This window comes from Thalassotalea sp. Sam97, assembly GCF_041379765.1.
GTDB classification, from domain to species: Bacteria; Pseudomonadota; Gammaproteobacteria; order Enterobacterales; family Alteromonadaceae; genus Thalassotalea_A; species Thalassotalea_A maritima.
Genome location: NZ_CP166919.1, coordinates 1,760,710 through 1,777,851 on the forward strand (window position 1 = coordinate 1,760,710; position 17,142 = coordinate 1,777,851).

General features: G+C 40.0%; 16 protein-coding genes. 7 read left to right on the forward strand and 9 right to left on the reverse strand.

Annotated elements, in window-relative coordinates; all coding sequences use genetic code 11:
* The first annotated feature begins 6 nt into the window (after positions 1-6).
* Complete coding sequence (locus ACAX20_RS07905) at positions 7-1,059, forward strand: 3-deoxy-7-phosphoheptulonate synthase (protein WP_371185222.1); 1,053 nt, start codon at positions 7-9, stop codon at positions 1,057-1,059.
* Positions 1,060-1,136: 77 nt separating this feature from the next.
* Here the strand turns inward: ACAX20_RS07905 and ACAX20_RS07910 are convergent, their stop codons facing one another.
* The 3 genes from ACAX20_RS07910 to ACAX20_RS07920 all read right to left on the reverse strand — a co-directional run bounded on the left by ACAX20_RS07910 (position 1,137) and on the right by ACAX20_RS07920 (position 2,789).
* Positions 1,137-1,808: a PEP-CTERM sorting domain-containing protein gene (locus tag ACAX20_RS07910; protein ID WP_371185224.1), complete on the reverse strand. Its 672-nt coding sequence runs from the start codon at positions 1,806-1,808 to the stop codon at positions 1,137-1,139.
* Between the two features lie 256 nt (positions 1,809-2,064).
* Positions 2,065-2,295, reverse strand: coding sequence for a hypothetical protein (locus ACAX20_RS07915; protein ID WP_371185226.1), 231 nt, complete (start codon positions 2,293-2,295; stop codon positions 2,065-2,067).
* Between the two features lie 8 nt (positions 2,296-2,303).
* A complete protein-coding gene (locus ACAX20_RS07920) occupies positions 2,304-2,789 on the reverse strand; it encodes a low molecular weight protein-tyrosine-phosphatase (RefSeq protein WP_371185228.1) in 486 nt (161 codons plus the stop codon).
* Between the two features lie 660 nt (positions 2,790-3,449).
* Between ACAX20_RS07920 and ACAX20_RS07925 the strand changes: the two genes are divergently transcribed.
* From ACAX20_RS07925 to ACAX20_RS07940, 4 genes are all read left to right on the forward strand, one after another.
* Positions 3,450-3,878, forward strand: a complete 429-nt coding sequence (locus ACAX20_RS07925) for a PKD domain-containing protein (RefSeq protein WP_371185230.1) — start codon at positions 3,450-3,452, stop codon at positions 3,876-3,878.
* A complete protein-coding gene (locus ACAX20_RS07930; protein WP_371185232.1) occupies positions 3,878-4,597 on the forward strand; it encodes a hypothetical protein in 720 nt (239 codons plus the stop codon). Before ACAX20_RS07925 ends, ACAX20_RS07930 begins: the two co-directional genes overlap by 1 nt.
* 373 nt (positions 4,598-4,970) lie before the next feature.
* Complete coding sequence (locus ACAX20_RS07935; RefSeq protein ID WP_371185234.1) at positions 4,971-5,261, forward strand: hypothetical protein; 291 nt, start codon at positions 4,971-4,973, stop codon at positions 5,259-5,261.
* A 323-nt stretch (positions 5,262-5,584) separates the two neighbouring features.
* On the forward strand, positions 5,585-5,980 hold the full coding sequence (locus ACAX20_RS07940) for a hypothetical protein (RefSeq protein ID WP_371185235.1): 396 nt from the start codon (positions 5,585-5,587) through the stop codon (positions 5,978-5,980).
* Positions 5,981-6,280: 300 nt separating this feature from the next.
* Here ACAX20_RS07940 and ACAX20_RS07945 read toward each other — a convergent pair whose 3' ends face one another.
* Positions 6,281-6,976, reverse strand: a complete 696-nt coding sequence (locus ACAX20_RS07945) for a MarR family transcriptional regulator (protein WP_371185236.1) — start codon at positions 6,974-6,976, stop codon at positions 6,281-6,283.
* A gap of 29 nt (positions 6,977-7,005) precedes the next feature.
* Here ACAX20_RS07945 and ACAX20_RS07950 point away from each other — a divergent pair, with 29 nt between their 5' ends.
* A complete protein-coding gene (locus ACAX20_RS07950) occupies positions 7,006-7,782 on the forward strand; it encodes a tyrosine-type recombinase/integrase (protein ID WP_371185237.1) in 777 nt (258 codons plus the stop codon).
* A 14-nt stretch (positions 7,783-7,796) separates the two neighbouring features.
* On the opposite strand, the gene ACAX20_RS07955 is transcribed toward ACAX20_RS07950, so the two are convergent.
* Complete coding sequence (locus ACAX20_RS07955; RefSeq protein ID WP_371185239.1) at positions 7,797-8,882, reverse strand: hypothetical protein; 1,086 nt, start codon at positions 8,880-8,882, stop codon at positions 7,797-7,799.
* 565 nt (positions 8,883-9,447) lie between these two features.
* Between ACAX20_RS07955 and ACAX20_RS07960 the strand changes: the two genes are divergently transcribed.
* Positions 9,448-11,058, forward strand: coding sequence for a S8 family serine peptidase (locus ACAX20_RS07960; protein WP_371189613.1), 1,611 nt, complete (start codon positions 9,448-9,450; stop codon positions 11,056-11,058).
* A gap of 233 nt (positions 11,059-11,291) precedes the next feature.
* Here ACAX20_RS07960 and ACAX20_RS07965 read toward each other — a convergent pair whose 3' ends face one another.
* The 4 genes from ACAX20_RS07965 to imuA all read right to left on the reverse strand — a co-directional run bounded on the left by ACAX20_RS07965 (position 11,292) and on the right by imuA (position 17,037).
* Positions 11,292-11,528 carry a hypothetical protein gene (locus ACAX20_RS07965; protein WP_371185241.1) on the reverse strand — a complete coding sequence of 79 codons (237 nt, stop codon included), beginning with the start codon at positions 11,526-11,528 and terminating at the stop codon, positions 11,292-11,294.
* A 219-nt stretch (positions 11,529-11,747) separates the two neighbouring features.
* Positions 11,748-14,873, reverse strand: coding sequence for an error-prone DNA polymerase (locus ACAX20_RS07970; protein ID WP_371185243.1), 3,126 nt, complete (start codon positions 14,871-14,873; stop codon positions 11,748-11,750).
* On the reverse strand, positions 14,873-16,351 hold the full coding sequence (locus ACAX20_RS07975; RefSeq protein WP_371185245.1) for a DNA polymerase Y family protein: 1,479 nt from the start codon (positions 16,349-16,351) through the stop codon (positions 14,873-14,875). Before ACAX20_RS07975 ends, ACAX20_RS07970 begins: the two co-directional genes overlap by 1 nt.
* The gene (gene imuA / locus ACAX20_RS07980) at positions 16,348-17,037 is read right to left on the reverse strand and encodes a translesion DNA synthesis-associated protein ImuA (protein ID WP_371185247.1); all 690 of its coding nucleotides are present in this window, start codon (positions 17,035-17,037) and stop codon (positions 16,348-16,350) included. The genes ACAX20_RS07975 and imuA overlap by 4 nt, the downstream gene beginning before the upstream one ends.
* Positions 17,038-17,142: the final 105 nt, after the last annotated feature.

Sequence of the window (17,142 nt, forward strand, 5' to 3'; positions counted from 1 at the left end):
AAATACATGACTTTAAAAACTGACGAATTGCGTACATCGCTTATCGATCATTTGATATCGCCGGCTCAATTAGCCCGCGATATTCCGTTAAGTGACAGCACGGCGCAATTCATCATCAACGCCAGGCACGATATTGAGCAGATCATTTGCGGCAAAGACAAGCGACTATTGGTTGTTATCGGCCCCTGCTCGATCCACGACCCGCAAGCCGCGTTAGATTATGCTGAAAAGCTTAAAGCTCTACAGCAGAAATACAAAAACGAATTGTACATCGTTATGCGAGTGTACTTTGAAAAACCGCGTACCACGGTCGGTTGGAAAGGCTTGATCAGTGATCCTGACTTGGACAAATCGTTCAATGTGGAAAAAGGTCTGCATCTTGCCCGCGATTTACTGGTGAAAATTAATGATATGGGATTGCCTGCCGCTACCGAATTTCTCGATATGGTTACCGGTCAATATATCTCTGATTTGATCAGTTGGGGCGCAATTGGTGCACGTACCACCGAATCACAAGTACACCGCGAGCTCGCCTCGGCTTTATCATGCCCTGTTGGCTTTAAAAATGGTACCGACGGCAATATCAAAATTGCCATTGATGCAATTCACGCATCACAGGTACCTCATGTATTGTACTCACCGGATAAAACCGGACAGATGTGTATTTACCGTACAACCGGTAATCCGTATGCGCACGTCATTTTACGCGGTGGTAAAAAGCCTAACTATTTTAAAAACGATATCGATAACACCTGTAAAAAGCTAGCACAAGCGAACATTACACCAAGTGTTATGGTTGACTGCTCACATGGTAATAGTGAAAAAGATCATTTAAAGCAACATAATGTCGCAACTGAGCTAGCCGAGCAAATTAAGGAAGGTTCACATGGTATTTTTGGCGTGATGATTGAAAGCTTTTTGGTTGAGGGTAAACAAAACGTTATTAATCCAAACGATTTAACCTATGGACAAAGCATCACCGATGCCTGCGTTAATTTAACCCAAAGCGAAACCATGCTCGATATTTTGCAACAAGCTGTTCAAATAAGAACGCAATAGATATTTCAGTTCAGCTTAAAATAACGTAAAAAACCACTGCTTTGGCAGTGGTTTTTTATTATAAAGATAACTAATTTCTAAACCGTTAGCTTCAATTTGCGAGAAGCTAATCCCGCTAGACCTAATAAAAACATTGCAATAGTTGAAGGCTCTGGAACGCCAGTCTTTGGGTCGCCACCGCCAGAATAATAAGTATATTCAACTTTAGCGTAACCTTTTAAGCTTGTATGAGGATCAATATCAGTCAATAGATTCACTCCTGGACCAAAATCTATTTTGAATGTAATTTGACCATCCGCTAAAAACTCGTTTGTTTTAATTGAGCCTAGACTCATGTCAATCCAAAATTCTTTAGCATACAATCCATTACCGTGTGAATCCTTACCTAAATAGTAGCTTTTAATTGGATTTACAGTATACCCTTTATCATTGGAGTAGTTTGTACCTCCACTAACATGCTCGGTAAGCCCATAGTATTGGTCATCTATAAAAACTGTAACGTTCTCGTCGACAACATTGGCGTCGAGATCGCCCATCACAAAGACTTTCAAAAATGAATCGGTATCATCTGCCCTATCGTCAATGTTAAACGTAAAAATAAAGTCTTCACCTTTGGTCTCTTGATGTTTTGATGCAGATACCATTTTAGGTTGAGGATCAGAAGTAATCATTTCTGCGTTAGCAAACGTTCCTGCGCAGCAAAGTACAGAAAAAAATGCCATTTTTATAAAATACATATTCATTTTCATGCCTTTTTACTCTTTAATGAGTCGGTTTATTCATGTGTTTGTTTCGATATAAATCAACACGCAAGATACAAGCCAATAAATTTTTACTTTTTAGAACAGCAACTTATGACAACATCAACTAGTAAAAAACAAGTTTTGTAAAGGTTCTCGACAGGAGAAAAGAGAAAGAAAGAGAAAGGACGCAGCTAAACAGAAACAATCTACAGCTACTAGATAAATATAACTAGCAGCTCTCGAATCCAGAAAACATTAGATATTATTTTCGTTTCTTACCAAGCTTTACAATGCCGTAAGCTAAAGCAGCACCAATCGCCATGGTAACTGCCAAGGGCATAAACCACATAAAAAAGGTTTCAAAAACACGCTGCCAAACCAAACCTTGTTCATTATAAAAAACATCATTGGCTGCTCGGTATACTTCTAGGGCCGTTGAAATAATGGCTAAAATCAAAGCCACAATTAAGGCGAAGTTAATTTGTTTGCGCATAACAAATCCTATCGTTGTAATTGACGTAATAGGCCTTCGCTGGCGTCCTCGATTAAATCAAGTACCAACTCAAAGCCGCGACTGCCGCCATAATACGGATCTGGCACTTCCTGCTCAACAAAATTTTCACTGTAATCAAGAAATAAACGTACTTTATGATGGTGTTCTTCAGGTGCCATCGCTAACAAGTTCTTCATATTATCCGTATCCATCGCTAGTATGAGTGAAAATTGCCCAAAATCTTCAACAAGCACTTTGCGTGCACGAATACCTTTGAAGTTATAACCGCGTTCACATCCAGCTTTTTGCGCTCTTGGATCGGGTTGTTCACCTTGATGAGCGCCTAACGTGCCTGCTGAATCAATCGTTACATCAATACCATACTCAAATGCTTTTTGACGAAAAACCGCTTCAGCTGATGGGGAACGACATATATTACCCATACACACAAACAGTACGGAATCAATTTTGTTATTATTAATATTATCAGACACTTACAAGAACCCTGTTCAATAAAAACACTAACTAACCTGCTAAAACCTTAACTTATTTTGGGGTAAATGCATACTTCTTTGGCGTATTTTTGGCGTATTTTTGGCGTACAAGACTTAAATAAATCTAAACAGATGGGCCAATATCAAGGTAAATCCCTGGCAAGGCTGTTTTGAAGATCACGCAAAGTAAAAAACGATTTGAAACAAATGTATCTGAATAGCCATTAACACAATGAAAAGCTATATAACGAGCGCGTCGGCGCTACCTGTGGATCTATTCATAGAGATATAAGAGCAGGCTCTTATTAACTCTATTGGGGTGTCGGTATCCATTCAAAACTTAAAGTGGATTTAATAAGGGCTTTGGATTAAAGATTTCACCCGACCGAGCCTGCCGTTCAATGTTATACGCTTCACGATTCGCGTTAGTAATTGCGAAATCATTTGCCGTTAGGTGGTGCAAATAACTATGTCACAACAGTTTTTGCACATACTTTCATCAATCAGGATGTATAAATTCCCTGTATATCTAAACACTTACGTTAAAAACCAACTTGTTACTATTACAGTTTTTTACATAAATTTTACATGCCCAGCATTGTTTAAATATCAAACAACACATATGATGCGGGCCTTGATTACTCGAGGATTGATAATGCTATGCGACATTCTTTAGTTGCCCTTACAATGGTTTCTGCAATCACAGGATGTGGGGGTGGAGATAGTTCTTCAAATGAGGACGTTAATAGCCCATTGAATAAGGCACCCGTTATACAAAAAATACCGGATCAAAGTTTTCATGAGAAATCGAGCCACACGATTATTGCAAATGCGAACGATCCTGATGGCAGTATAGTATCATACCAATGGGAAGTTATTAGTGGCCCTAGTATCACGCTTGCGGGCAACGATTCGAATCAAGTTACCATAACTATTGGTAATATCGATATTGATCAAAAAGTCACTTTGAAGTTATCAGTAACTGACAATGACAATCAAACCACAACGATAAATGTAAATGTAACCATATCAGCTTTTCCAATCGCAGTATTTGACGAAGAAAGGTTTGGTGAGATGGAGTTAGGATAGTGAAACGTTTAAGCTTACTTATTGCTTTAGCATTGGCAGGAACTGTAAATGCAGAAGAAATTAAAGAATTCAATAAAGGTGATATCGCTACAGCGGCAGACTTCAACAAAAACTTTAAAGTTTTGCATAAAGCTACCCAAGAAAACAAAGCTGCAATTGAGGCAAATAGAGACGACATTGCAATGTTGATTGACGAGGTTTCACAGGTCAATGCATTAGCTCAAGCTAACGCTTCATTTATACTGGTCAACAGCGATGGTGAAAAGATTGCTAATGTGCTTTTAGCAAGAGGTAGAGGTGGAAGGATTTATACTGACGACTTCATGGCGGATCTCGATGGCAATTATATTGAGTCATCATTTACAGATATTAAATATTTGGACAGTGATTGTAGCGAAGCGGTAGTATCAGAGCAGACATTTGGATTACAGAGATATTTGAATCTTTTCGGTTATGTCTTCACTGAAATTAATAATAGTCAAGTTTTTGTATTGAACGGTTCTACTGAAACTGTTAGCCCAAATACATTGTATCATTGGGTAGCAGAGTATGATCCTGAGGCAGAAACTGATATTGCTTATTGTAGACAAATTCCTCACTGGGATATCGAGTCGGGTTATTTAAAATTGACTCCTATTAGTCCACCTGATTTCTTAACATTGCGTGATGATGGGTACGGGTACGTAATTGCTCCGGGCCATTATATTAAGGCTAAATAACATTTTGAACGCCCCTGTAACACAATCTGTGTAACTAACTGATTTATATGTAATCTGTAATTCGGTCTTCAAATTCAATGATAAAGCGATTTGAGGCCGATTACAATTTCGAACTGGCATCGTCCACTTTTTCCATGCCTATTCAATAAACCCGCAAATATGTAGTGGTCAAGTTAAATTGGCCACGGTTTCATATTACCATGCCTGCATATAAAGTACCTAGACAGACAACGTCCACAATTCCAAAGTAATCTATTGATAAGGCAAGCATTTATAGTTTTTTTTAAAACGAAAATGCTTTCAAAAAGTATCAGAATTCTTATACTTAGTAAAGAAACCAAAATTTTAATCAGTTATTAAAAGGAAGGTGTTTATGGGGTTGTTCAATTTCTTGTTTGGTGGGATTTCTAGCTCTACTGATGTTGGTACAACAGGCTCTGTTGATATTACTAGTTCATCGGAGCCTAGCGTTAATATTGACGGTACGCCGATGGTAGGCTCGGTTGATATTAACGGTAACCCTTATGGTGTGACATCGGTAGATGATAGCTTGAATTCTTCGTGCTCAATTGACGATTCGTTTTCATCTATTGATAGTTCGAGTAGTTTTGATGACTCTTTTAGCTCTTTTGATTCAGGTTGCTCAGGCTTTGACGATTGGTAAAAATTTTAAATTTTTTTAATTTCAGCATAATTTTATGCAAGTTAAAAACAGCACTTAACTTATCATCTCCTTATCGAGCTGAAGGCAAAAGGTATCTGGGGCGCGCCTAATTAATTATCCCAGCAATGCCTTAAAAACGGACTGCCAAGGTCAGCGAGATACGCAGGGTTAACAAGGACAAGGAAGTACACGGTTAGCCAATATTAATCCCCTGTTTGACGTCGCAGGTACTTTTCGGAGATGAAAATATGACTATAAATAGCACCTAATTCCCCTCGTAAGTCGCTAGTTACCTTTAGGACTTTAAACTAAAGGTAACAACTATGAGCGACACAATAGAGTTTTACAAAAATTACTCTCGCCGAAGCAAATCCCCTTGGGATGATGCTGCGCGAGTGGCTATGCTGTGGCAACCAGAATCGAAACAAGGCATTTACTTGCATCTTGGCGCTTTTGGTATTAACGGGATTGGTTTAAGTAAAGCGTTTCAAGAAAAAATGCCAGATGGCTTACAATGCCAATACCTGGTATTCGAGCGTTTAGACATCGTCATGCATGTATTTGCAGAAGAAATACAGCAATACTGTATCGATAATGTGTCTACCAAAGATTTCAAAGAAGTGTTTTTGCTTAACCAAGATGCGTTCTTTAACGACGTATCCAAGTCCTATTGGGCGTTAGCATACAATAATTATGTAAAACAAATTAACTTCGAATAATCATCGAGAAAACTTACAGGAGCCATCATTGGCTCCTTTTTAATGAAACTGCATTAATTTCCAGTCCGGCATATATATATAAATAACTGGATATTACTTTCTCGCTGCTGCAAGCGGGGGCCTTATTTAGGCACTACTAAAAACTAGGTACGCAGAACCCTGGTCACTAGAGCGGTCTCGGCGGTACGCTGTTATTCGTTCCCCCAGTTATAAACGGACATAGATTAAAATCAGAGAACATCGAAATAAGCCGCTTGTTAGCGGCTTATTTCATTTAGTCTGCAATGTTGATAAAGCTTTTTACCAAAACTTGTTGTAGAGAATCGAAATGAGTTCTTTGCTATAAATGTATTTGATTGACTGTGAAAAAAACTCACGATCCAAATCATTCTCTGGCTTGTCAATCAGTTTGTTGTTTACCCTCTCGGCATCTTTAACAAATCGCCTTCTATGAGAAAATATAAGCACTTTGTTGAAGTTTTCTCCAGAATCAATGGCTCGTTTATAGCGCCTCAACAAATCTAAACGATGGATTATCGTCTTACTTGAGCATTCAACTTCAATGGCGACAACCTCGCCAGAATTATTGTCATCGTCCGACACTTGATAACAAATGGCATCGACCCGCCTTCTTTTTCCCTTTGAGTCTTTTACCTGCTCACGTTCCGTAATGAAGAAGGCATACTTACCTTGTTGAACACCTATAGCCACAATTGCTTGAGCAATGAGGTCATGGGTTACTGATTTTGGATTGATGGTACTTGGCTTGATATTGTATTTTAGATGTTCATTATGAAGCTCTTTCAACATTCGTACCGCTTTGGGCTTTAATAGAAAAATTCTTTTATCTCGTGTTGCATAGGTTGCAACTTCATTAATGACATCATCTTTAACTAATCGTTTGACCATTCGATTAACAACAGAACGGTCAACGTCCCAAAGCAACTCAATCACAGAGACCGACGTAAAACCAAAGCGATAAATCCAATCTAGCAAAGAGTATTGCTTCGCATTGTGGCGTGCTTGTGTCGAATTCGACTTTTGATATTTTTGCTGAAGCAGCTCAAGCCGGAGAAATTGATGGCAGCGTTAACCCTGCCACCGTCGTTAAAAATCCGAACGCCAAAATTACAAAATCTCGACTGACTCTTGAGCAGTTTACACAAATCGTTAAACATCAGAAGTATCTTCCGCATAAATACAGCTACTTATTAGCATTAGTAACTGCACAGAGACGCACAGATTTAGCGTTGCTACGCAAACAAAAAGGAACAGACTGGGAAGAAAAATATAAAGCTTACAGAGATAACCTTAATCACTTTATAAAAATCGGTGAAGACTACGGCTCTTTTGCAAGCTTAGTTGAACATGCACCCTACTCGTTTATTGACGGCGACTACTTGCATATATTTCAAATTAAAACCGGCAAGTTAATTAAAATTCCAATGGCACTAAAATTAGATGCGCAGGGGTTATCCATTGCCGATATAGTCGATAAGGCTATGCATTGTGATGAATCAGACTTTGTGCTTCACCACACAACAGCCAGAACCACAAACAAAGTAGGCGACCCGCTTCATCCCGACTCAATTTCACGTTCCTTTAAACGCGCTCGAGTTGATGCAAACATTGAGTGGCAAGGTCGCCCTGCCACATTTCATGAAATTAGATCATTAGCTGAGCGTTTATATCGCGAGCAAGGCGTCGATACTCGACTGCTATGCGGCCATTCTCAACAGAAAATGACCGACAGATACAACGATTTACGCGGGAGTGATTGGAAAACCATAACGATTCAGTAATAGTTTTAATCAAATTACAAGTTTACATGACAGTAAGATATATCAGATTTACTTACCCAGGTTATATTTGTTAGTGGCTCATAGTTAAAATCATTACCATCATACAAACTTTTTCCTCCAAAGAAGTAGCCAGCACTAGACTTTACTAATTTTCCTTTCCACATCACTTTTACTCTATCTCCCGATAACTGCTCCACAAAACCCATTTTGTTATCGTATGAACATATGCCTTGCCCTATGGTATAAGCATTATCCAAACGATTCTCCCAAAGTTTTTCAGCTCTAGCCTTAGCATCGAAATAATCTTGATTTTTTTTAATGAACTCTTGGCGCTCTTTTTCTTTCAAGTCTCTTTTTGCCTTAGTTTCGGTTTTGGCATATTCAAGAGCATCATTCAAATGAGATTGAATTGCCATATCCAAGAATGGTTCACTGATATATATAACATACAAATTTTTATCGGCACCAGTAGAAAAGGCTATCGATTCTTTAAATTTTCCACCATCTAAACAGGAATAAGTAGCCCTAGTTCCGAGAAAGAGACCGCGCTTTCTTCCCAACAACTTGTACGTATATGTGTTTATTCCATCATATCCCTTACCTCGATAGAATATATGTTCACCTAATGTACTGATTCTTTCTCCTGTATCCAGATCCTTATAAAGTACTCCTGAACCAGGAATATATTTTTTTAAGAACTCTAATTGATTATCATTAACACCATATAAATAAGGGTTAAACTTACCTTGTATATATGGGATTTCTATATCTTCATGATTTGAAAAAAATGATGAACAGCTATTTTTCATAGCACGAAATAAATTACTTTCTATATCCCACCTACCAATAGGCCCATAACCATCAAGTTCATTTGTCTTAATAACTTTGAAATTACCGTATATTGAAGATTTTTCCTCTACAGTAACACCTAGTTGTTCAGCTAGCTGTAAATGGAATTCTTCAAATGAATTACTGTTAGGGTAATCATACGTAAGCATACTTTTTTTGGGTTGAACGGGGGGAGATTGTTGTGGCTTCGTAGAAGAACATGATGTTAAAAATGCCAGCATACAAACCGATAAAGACAGATTATATTTCATACTTATTTCCATATATTATTTGAAGAAAGCATGCTACCTAAATTTCATGCTTCTTTCTATAACTTAATTTGATAGTTTACAAGTAACAAAAACTTTGGATATAGGTAGGATATAATTTAGGGAAAGCTCTACAGCCCCTGTAAAATAAGGGGTTGCATTACTGTTCTGAGATACCCATACACACAAAGAGCACGGAATCGATATCGTTATTATTCATGTTATTCTCCAGTTAACCCACTCTCTTATTGTTATTAAAGACAAACCTCCGTCAATATCTGATAAAGGTTTGGTAAAGGATTTTAGTGTCTAATTGATTATCCGCTAGTAGTTACCTTAGCCTTATCTATCAGCTAAGCCAAGTACAACATAGGCGTTATTTACGGATTATTTTAGCCGATACCTCACCGCCACAATGTTAATAAAATGTAAAATAAACAGTGACTTTCCATTATTTTGCCGTACACTGAATTCACTTGCTGTTACATTTTGTTACAAGTGTATTCGTGTGAATACTAGCAAGCACCATCCCAATAACACAGGAGACAATCAAGTGGCGTTAAAAACATTGATAAAAACTACGTTAGCTTTGGCAATCTGTTCAAGTTTTTCAGCACAAGCTGTTGACGACAGATATATAGTCCAAGTCGACAATAACAATAAAGGTGTCGTCAAGGCACTTGCTAAGCAACTTGGCGGTGATATTAAACTGGATGCAAATGGCTTTTTTGTAGCTAAATTTGTTGGCAAAGATCTGCAGACTGTACAAGGGTTACTGAACAACCCTCATGTTAAATTGGTCGAAGAAGACTTACGTCGCTACCCGACAGCGTTATATAACGATGACTTGGGCGATGCGATGCAACAGCAGCTTACGCCGTATGCTGTTTACCAATCAAAAGCTGATCAGTTGGGCTTTAATAGCCAAGCCGGTATGAAAGTTTGTGTGATTGATTCTGGCCTTGATCGCTCTAATCCTGACTTTAATTGGGGTGCAATAACCGGTGACAACGATATTGGCACCGGTAATTGGGATGAAAACGGTGGCCCGCACGGCACCCATGTTGCGGGTACTGTCGGTGCTGCTGACAATAACATTGGTGTCGTTGGTATGGCACCAGGTGTTGATATGCATATCATCAAAGTTTTTAATGCTGAAGGCTGGGGTTATTCTTCAGATTTAGCGCATGCCACCGATTTATGTGCTCAAGCTGGCGCTAATATTGTTTCAATGAGTCTTGGTGGTGGTGGCGCGAATAGCACCGAATCAAATGCCTTCGCCAACTTTGTTGCCAATGGTGGTTTAGTGGTTGCGGCCGCGGGCAATGATGGAAACAGCGTTCGTAGTTACCCTGCTGGTTATGAGTCGGTAATGATGATCGGAGCAAACGATGCCGATAATAACATTGCTACATTCTCACAATTTCCATCTTGTGAGTCAGGGCGTGGCAAACGAGCAACGTTTAACGACAGTATTTGTGTTGAGGTAACCGCCGGTGGTGTTGATACCTTGTCAACTTACCCTGCTGGTATGGCAACCGCGTCTAATGTTAGCGCCGATGCACAAGCATATGCATCAGCTGCCATGGAAAATTCTGGCTCAGCGTCCGGCAATACCTATTTTATGGGCACCGCCGAAGCCACAGATAGTAGCGCTAACGGCAAAATTTGTGTAATAGACCGCGGTAACATTAGCTTTCATGACAAAGTGCTTAATTGTGAAAACTCAGGTGGTTTAGGCGCGATCATCATCAACAACGAGCCTGGTATGTTATATGGCACATTAGGTGAGCCTAACAATACGACGATCCCTACCGTAGGTACCGACTTAGCCGATCGTGATGGACTCGTTAATGCAATATCTGCATCGGTATCCATTAGTAACAGTGATTATGGCTACATGAGCGGTACATCGATGGCAACACCTGCCGTATCGGGTATTGCTGCGTTAGTATGGTCAAACCACAACGCCTGTACGGGTAGCGATATTCGCAATGCGTTAAAGCAATCAGCTTCAGACGCGGGTGATGCCGGTCATGATGTTAAATTTGGTTATGGTATTGTCGATGCCGTAGCGGCAGATGCTTATTTAACCGCTAATGGTTGTGGTACAACGCCAGATCCTGATCCAGAGCCTGAACCGGAGCCGTGTAAAGGTAACGGGCCTAAGTGTCAATAGCACGAAATATGCGGGATAACGACTAAGTTATGTCGCAAATGATATAAATGGAGCTTTGGCTATGGCCTTAATAAGCTCCTTTTTTTCGCCTAGCTTACTATCTAAGTTATTATCTGAATTCAACACAGTGAAAGAAGCATTGCTCACGGTGATTTATAACAATGTCTATCAAGTTGGCCTCTATTAATAACACAGTTTCCTATAAAGCCTTGGCTTATAAAAACATTGATCCATCAGAATAAACAACGAATGTCATCAATATCACCAATCGCATCTTTATAAAGGGCTTGTTGCCGCTCGGCTTCCGTTAAAATACCAACAAAAGGGGTTTTGCGCCTGTAGCGTCGCATTTTTTCTGTATCGGCACTGATCTCTTGCAAGAACAATTTGCGATCATCTTTTAGCTCTAAAATGCTTAGCCAAGTGATGTAGGCTCCATAGCGTATTTTTCCCGTTTCTAAGTAATGCACTAAGTTTGCTTGACGCTATCGATAAGCTCGGGATGGTTTAATAGCTTGTTAGCAATCGCAATGTGCAATATGAGGATTTGTTTATCAATATAGGTATCTTTTATGCCCGTTTTTTTTATCTGGTAAGCTTTGTTTCGTTTTAAACGATGACGCTGCATCATTCCCCCTTAATCCAGTTAGATGTTATCGACAACCCAAGAATACGCTACCATACGCTATTTAGTGGAACTCACGAGATGATGAGTTGATGACTAACTTGTCGCTGATATCGGTTAATTTCCCTGCAATAACATGAATAACATTGCCATCGCGTTCTAGTACCCCTTTCACCTGTAAAACCTTCCCCTGCAGGAAAGCTTTTTTCTGTGCTCTTGCTGTTGCAGACCAAATCACGACATTGATATTACCCGTATCATCTTCCAAAGTGACAAATGTCACCCCGCTTGCAGTTGCTGGCGATTGCTTGCCTGTAACCAAACCAACAACGGTAACTAAGGATTTATGAGCTTTACTACGTAAATTTTGTGATCGCGTAACGTGTGTAAAAGGATAAGATTCAGACAATATGGTGATCGGGTGTTTATTCAATGTTAGTCCTGTTGAAGCATAATCTTCAATCACATTGGCCATATCATCAGGGGCAAAAAGGCAACCTTGAATATATTCTTCTTTGTCTTTATCTAGGAGATTGTTTTTTGCTAATTGCATCGTTGCCAATAACGGTAACTCATTATCTTTGTTCATTATCGCCCAACGGGTTTGATAACGATTACCAGCGATAGATTTAAAAGCATCGCTGCTGGCCAATTTCTCCATATCACCTTGATTTAAACGCAACGCTTTTATTTGCAGCATGCTCTTGTACCCCTGTTGTGGCCGAGCGGACAAAATACAACTAATCCCTTGTTTAGAAAGCCCTTTAACCAAACAAAAGCCTAACTGAATAGCATGCCCACAATGGTTACGCGTTACTTTTTTATGGTTATTTTCTACTAAAACATGCTCATAATTGGACTGATTGATGCAAACGGGCAATACGGTTATATTATGTCGCTTAGCATCTTGCACTAACTGCGAGGCACTATAAAACCCCATAGGTAAACTGTTTAAAATAGCGGTGTAAAAGGCGGCTGGATAATAGGTTTTAAGCCATGCAGAAACATACGCTAAAACCGCGAATGAAGCGGAGTGACTTTCGGGAAAACCATATTCTCCAAAACCACAGATTTGCTCAAACAAGCGTTCAGCAAAAGCACGTTGATACCCCCTATTGAGCATGCCTGTAATAAGCTTATCTTTAAACGGCATAAGCTTGCCAGTTTTCTTCCAATTCGCCATTGCCCGGCGTAACTGATCCGCTTCACCGCCACTAAAGCCAGCAGCTACCATAGCAAGTTTGATAACTTGCTCTTGAAAAATTGGCACACCTAATGTGCGCTCTAACACCGATTTAACCTCTGAAGAAGGATATTGCACGGCTTCTTGACCATTTCGCCGCTTTAAAAACGGATGAACCATGTCACCTTGTATGGGACCTGGGCGAACAATGGCTATTTGGATCACCAAGTCATAGTAAGTACGAGGCTTAAGCCTTGGTAGCATACTCATTTGCGCTCTTGACTCAATTTGAAACACACCTACCGTATCTGCCTTTTGTAACATTGCATACACGTTTTCATCATCCGCCATACGGGTGATATCGGCTATAGAGAGTTGACGATTATAATGTTTAGCAATCATGGCAAAGCACTTTTGAATAGCACTTAACATACCTAAGGCTAAAATATCCACCTTGAGTAATCCTAAGGTTTCTAAGTCATCTTTATCCCATTGAATGACCGTGCGCTCTGCCATAGCAGCATTTTCGACAGGGACTAATTCATATAACGGTCCGGCAGAGATGACAAAACCACCGACATGCTGTGATAAATGTCGCGGAAACGATAAAATATCTTCCACCAAGGTGATAAAGTTATGACTCTGCTTACTATTTGGCTCAAGGCCTAACTCGATAAGCTGGTTTTTCCAGGGCTGAGATTTATCACGGCGATTGATGTTTTTGATAAAAAACTCCAGTTGTGTATTGTGCATACCAAGGGCTTTACCGACATCACGAATCGCACTTTTTAATCGATAGCTGATAACCGTCGCCGCAATCGCAGTTCGCTCACGACCATACTTTTGGTAAATATATTGAATAACTTCTTCACGCCGTTGATGTTCAAAATCGACATCAATATCCGGAGGTTCATTACGTTCTTTCGATATAAAACGTTCAAATAAAACTGATATTTGCCGAGGATCAACGGCGGTGATCTGCAAACAATAACACACCACCGAATTAGCTGCAGAGCCTCGACCTTGATAAAGGATCCCTTGCTGCTGAGCAAATTGCACAACATCATGAATGGTTAAAAAGAAATAGGCGTAATCCAACTCTTCAATTAAACTTAATTCTTTGTCGATAATCGCTTGAATGGTGTCAGGTACGCCATCAGGAAAACGAACATTCGCACCTTGCTCCGTTAGTTTACGTAAGTATTGCATCGCCGTTAAGTTCTTTGGCACCAACTCGTTAGGATACTCGTAACGTAAACTCGCTAAATCAAAATGACATAAACCAGCTATATTTAGGGATTCATCTAACCAAGCTTTAGGGAAAAGTTTTTGTAATTTATCTTCACTTCGTAAGCTTCGCTCGGCATTAGCTTGTAACTTTTGGCCAAGTTGTTGCACCGTGTTTCCAGCTGCAATGGCAGATAATGTGTGCTGTAGTTTTAAACGTGATGGACAATGCATCAAAACACCACCACACGCTGTAATGGGCAAAGAAAGTTGCTCGCTTAATTGCTGACAATAGCGTCGATATTGCCCATCTTGTGATTGCAAATGTCGCGTAAAGCCAATCCATAATCGATCTTGATGATATTTTTTAAGCCATGGCCCCCAATGATTATCTTGCTCGTGCTGCTCAGGTAACCATAGGACTAAGCAATGCTTCACCGACATAAGGTCCCATTCAGATAACTGATACCCACCTTTTTCACTGCGGCGCCGAGCATTCGTGATAACACGGCATAGTTCAGCATAAGCTTTACGATCCGGAGCAAGCATGACAATACGTAACGTTGGCATACAAAACAAGCTACCAACGATAAGCTTAATATCAAGTTTTTGTGTTTTGATTTCACTATACGCACGAACCACACCAGCAATCGAACATTCGTCGGTTATCGCTAATGCTTGATAGCCTATTGAGCTCGCTTTAACGATCAACTCTTGGGGATGTGATGCGCCTTGCAAAAAAGAGAAATTACTTTGACAAAAAAGTTCAGCATACCCCATTAGCTAAACACTCCATGCACAAACCATTCATGCTCTGGCGTACGATATACCCACAACCACTGACCTTTGCAGGTTACAGCGACGAAATAATCCCGACACACCATATCATCATCCCACCAACCACTGACAATGCGTTCTGGGCCATGCTCAATACTGACATGCTCGTGCAGAGGTAAAGGGCTATTAAGTAACAATAAGGGGCGTAAGCTGGCATCCAATTGCGGTAATATTGTTGTCTGTGAAAGCTGAGGTTTGTTACTTTTCTTGATACCTTGCGGGACATTATGGTGAGTTAATGAGTTAGTTCGTTGCAATGGCTCACCATATTGTAATGCCTGCTCTGGACGATGATCATCGACAACGTTTATCCCGCGTACACTAGCCTGCCCAAGTTTTGCCGACAATCTAGATACCAAGTCAGCAACAGATACACTAGCGTGTTTGTGTTGAAGTAAATCCATTACTTGGTAATCATTGCCATGCACCTGTAATACTCGCACCTCAATCGCAATAATGGGCGCAGGCAAATACACGGATTGCAGTCGTAACTCACTTAAGGCTAACCATTTGTCAGCGCGATACTCCCCCTTAGCACTGTGAATATCAATACATAAAGGGGGGTGCTCAACATCGCGAAAATGTAGCATCAGTTGCAACTGATGACAGCATTGATCACGCAATGACAAAAAGCGTTGTAAAAGCCGGTAGACTTTTTCTAGCGGCTTTTGTAAACGTTGACAATTTGTTACCTCAAACCATAAATCAAGATGATGTTGAAACGTTTCATCTGGGTGATAAAACGTGACCGGATGTTGTAACTGTCCTGTCAATTGACCAATATAATTAACGAGTTCGATATCAAAGCGCTTGGCTATTTCGCTTAAAGACAGACCCAGCAGTTGAGACATATGGGAAATACCCAGCCGTTGCAAGGACTGTAATGTGGAACTCGCTAACCCAGTGAGGGTTAATGGTAGTTGTGCCAATTTTTGTTCAATGAGATGTTTATCATCACTGATTAAAGCGGCATTATGTTTCGCTAGCAAGATAGCGCTGTATACCGAATAGCCACAGGCATAGTGAAAACGAACGCTCATTGCCTCTAAATGCTCAGATATAGCTTCCCAGTAGCGTGCCAAATCATGATATAAGGTCAACATATTGGAGACTTTCAGTAAAATGCCATCAGGAGGATATACACAAATATCAGCACTCAATAAATACAGCCAACGAGCAATTCGTGTTAAACGTTGATACTCAAGATCTCGATTATAAGGGATTACTTGGAGATTTTGCGCTAAAGTAGCGGCACTGCCTAGCCCCATCCCCAGTTGAATGCCCTTCTCATGTGCCATATTATTTGCTTGTAACACATGATATTTTTTTTCATCAACAATAATAATCGGCGTTTGCTCGTTATTCGCATATAAGCTATCGAGCTGTAAACTAGGGAAATGTAAATACAACCAAAGCGTCATGACACGATTTTTTTTAGATCTGGAAAATAAACAATATTGTTTTGCTCAACCGGCTTACATAAATGTGGCCAATAATGCGCCATATTGACGATAAATGGCGCCGACGGCCAACCTCGTTTACGTTTATTAATCACTACTTGCAAACCCTGGCGATGCGCAAACAAAGACAGGCTCAAGTCAACGGGTAACGCGATATTGTCTTGCTTTGAGGTGCGCAAAATAAGTTGCCGACAACCGCCTTCTTCTGCAGCCATTTGCAAACGCTTTAACTGATGGATCTGGATAGCTTGTTCATGCCAAAGTAAAACATCAGAGCAACAGCCACTTTTTAAACATTGCTCTGCCGCCCACATAGCTTGATGGTGTTCATCAACATGAATAGACAATATACGCTCTAAATCAATACCCGCTTGCTCTAACAAACCGGCATTTAAGATGCCTGGCGAGTTTATATATACTAATAGCTGTTCATTTTGTGCTTGTTGCCATAAGGGCATCAACAAACGTAGCTCGCCAATACCTCGAGGAGATATCAGCTCAATGACACCAGATTTAACAAAGCCACCACCTAATTGCCGATCAAGCTCAACATAGCCTGTTGATTGTAAATCAGTTGCCAATAATGGTTCTTTTTTGGCTGACCAAAGTAGCTGCTTTTCTTTAAGACGTTCTATTATATTGTTCATAACCACACCAACTGTATATTTATACAGTATAGTTTTGTATGTTTATCAAATCAAGCGTCTCAAAAGAGGTTGCCGTATATCATGGGCCGTTTATGGTTTAAGTTT

Bases quoted from the DNA above. Each gene is read 5' to 3' on its own strand.
- imuA (WP_371185247.1), bottom strand. From the start codon at position 17,037: ATGAACAATATAATAGAACGTCTTAAAGAAAAGCAGCTACTTTGGTCA.
- ACAX20_RS07975 (WP_371185245.1), bottom strand. From the start codon at position 16,351: ATGACGCTTTGGTTGTATTTACATTTCCCTAGTTTACAGCTCGATAGC.
- ACAX20_RS07970 (WP_371185243.1), bottom strand. From the start codon at position 14,873: ATGGGGTATGCTGAACTTTTTTGTCAAAGTAATTTCTCTTTTTTGCAA.
- ACAX20_RS07910 (WP_371185224.1), bottom strand. From the start codon at position 1,808: ATGAAAATGAATATGTATTTTATAAAAATGGCATTTTTTTCTGTACTT.
- ACAX20_RS07955 (WP_371185239.1), bottom strand. From the start codon at position 8,882: ATGAAATATAATCTGTCTTTATCGGTTTGTATGCTGGCATTTTTAACA.
- ACAX20_RS07915 (WP_371185226.1), bottom strand. From the start codon at position 2,295: ATGCGCAAACAAATTAACTTCGCCTTAATTGTGGCTTTGATTTTAGCC.
- ACAX20_RS07905 (WP_371185222.1), top strand. From the start codon at position 7: ATGACTTTAAAAACTGACGAATTGCGTACATCGCTTATCGATCATTTG.
- ACAX20_RS07925 (WP_371185230.1), top strand. From the start codon at position 3,450: ATGCGACATTCTTTAGTTGCCCTTACAATGGTTTCTGCAATCACAGGA.
- ACAX20_RS07935 (WP_371185234.1), top strand. From the start codon at position 4,971: ATGGGGTTGTTCAATTTCTTGTTTGGTGGGATTTCTAGCTCTACTGAT.
- ACAX20_RS07940 (WP_371185235.1), top strand. From the start codon at position 5,585: ATGAGCGACACAATAGAGTTTTACAAAAATTACTCTCGCCGAAGCAAA.